The organism is Nocardia sp. NPDC058497, assembly GCF_042720195.1.
Lineage (GTDB): Bacteria > Actinomycetota > Actinomycetes > Mycobacteriales > Mycobacteriaceae > Nocardia.
Map to the genome: position 1 here is coordinate 1 of NZ_JBHXMY010000727.1, position 1695 is coordinate 1695.

At 63.5% G+C, this 1695-nt stretch carries 3 protein-coding genes; 2 read left to right on the forward strand and 1 reads right to left on the reverse strand.

Going from position 1 to position 1695, the window contains the following annotated elements:
- Positions 1-645: 645 nt before the first annotated feature.
- Positions 646-1053 carry a hypothetical protein gene (locus tag ACFWPJ_RS30105; RefSeq protein WP_378856491.1) on the reverse strand — a complete coding sequence of 136 codons (408 nt, stop codon included), beginning with the start codon at positions 1051-1053 and terminating at the stop codon, positions 646-648.
- A gap of 120 nt (positions 1054-1173) precedes the next feature.
- Between ACFWPJ_RS30105 and ACFWPJ_RS30110 the strand changes: the two genes are divergently transcribed.
- Together ACFWPJ_RS30110 and ACFWPJ_RS30115 are read left to right on the forward strand one after the other, a co-directional pair.
- Positions 1174-1488 carry a GH-E family nuclease gene (locus tag ACFWPJ_RS30110; protein WP_378856493.1) on the forward strand — a complete coding sequence of 105 codons (315 nt, stop codon included), beginning with the start codon at positions 1174-1176 and terminating at the stop codon, positions 1486-1488.
- Positions 1485-1695, forward strand: a 211-nt coding sequence (locus tag ACFWPJ_RS30115) for an ankyrin repeat domain-containing protein (RefSeq protein WP_378856495.1), incomplete at its 3' end; no start/stop codon positions are given. The genes ACFWPJ_RS30110 and ACFWPJ_RS30115, both read left to right, overlap by 4 nt.

Genomic DNA, 1695 nt, shown 5'->3' on the forward strand with positions numbered 1-1695 from the left:
ACTATATCGTTTCTTACGTACACGCGGCCTTGTGTCGGTCGGTGTGCTCGGCTACCTCGCGATGTCCCCTTCACGTCGGGTCGATCGTCGGCAATCTCGCCGATGAGATGCGGTGGGACGCTCGATTGGCATCGCGAGCTCGCATCGGCGGTACTGGCCGCGCGCGACGGCTAGCGCGACGCACGTCCGGACCTCTACGGCGCTGGCGGCGTTGTTGCCGCCACGTGCTCGCTCGACCGGAAGCGGGCGCTTTCGGTTGCCGTGTCTCGCCACCTCTCCGCTGTCTGATCGCTAGGGGCTGTGGACGCCGGGCGCATGTGTGCGTGCCATCGTTGGCGGAGCAAACCCAGGCCACGCTCGACCGTCATCATGCGCTGTACAACAGCGGGGTCGTCTGGGTCGTAGCCTGCCTCGATCAGCGCAGTACGGTCTTCGGGGCTCATGTTTGGTTGGACGCCGTACCCTTGGCTGGGGTTCCCGGCAATTCGGACAACTTCTCGTATCGTCGATGACTACTCCGTTAGACGTCGCGGCGACCCTCGCTGGCCGCGTGCGGTTCCCACCTCAGTCAAGCGGTGGGCGACAGTAGGGATCGAACCCCGAATCCGCTGTTGTTTGTTCGGGGTCTGTTGCCGTTTGAGTGCGCTAGGCGCGCGACGGCACGGTCACAGTGAAGAGGTTGTCGCCGACCTGCTTCGCGCCGTCGGCTTTGATGACCGTCCAGAACACCGTGAGTGCCTGGGGCCGGTGGTCATCCGGTCGACGAAACTGCGTACGCGCTTCGTGGGACGCCCCGCCACCTCCGCCGCCCTGGCCGCCACCGATCCACGGATACTCCGTGCCACGTTCATCGCGAAGACCGAAAACGAGGTGATCGGACATTGGTCCGGAGGGGATTTCGCCCACGACCATGACGGTGTGCAGCGTGACCGTTTCCACGAACAACGCGAGTGCGACGACGATGTGTCGGCGATCGTTGATGTAGTAGTTGCTCGTCTCAGGGATCAGAACGTCTTCCAGCTCGATGATTGCGGGCAGGCCAGTCTGGACCATCGCGGTGCTCCTCGGGTAGTCGGATTTCGGACCCCAACCGTACGCGCGCTGAATGTTGTTGCGGCGGTGCGGCGATGACCGACACCGACATTTCTGTACCGCGCCGACTGCAACGAGCTGGTGGCCGCCCCTGCGCGAGATCCCCGCCGCCTCGAGCTCCTTGCCCTGGCTGTCAATCATCCCGAGACTATCCAGCTTCCGAAAGACGCGAAGGGCCAGTACTACATCGACGAAGCCAACGGTGTCCGGTACCCAGTCAAGCCAGGCTGGGATTTCGGCCAGAACAGCGGTTACGAGAATCGAAAGATCATCGCTGACGCGCAGGCCCGCGGCCTGACCCAGGAACAGATGGCTGCCGAGGTCAACGCCCACCCCGAACGATTCCATGTCGAGGACTCGACTGGAAACCGATCTCATCGAAGGGAAGACAGATGACCAACCTCGACGAATGGGGCAGGACAGCCCTTCACTACGCCGCGATGGAAGGCGACCTCGAAACCATCACCAGGCTGTTGGTGGCCGAGGACGTCAACCTTCCCGATATCCACGGTTGGACGCCGCTGCACTTCGCCGCACAGGAGGCGAACCCCGCGGCGATCGAGCGTCTGCTCGACGCCGGCGCCGACATCGATGCGCTGACCG

Coding starts and splice junctions, on each gene's coding strand:
- ACFWPJ_RS30105 (WP_378856491.1), bottom strand. CDS start 1,053: ATGGTCCAGACTGGCCTGCCCGCAATCATCGAGCTGGAAGACGTTCTG.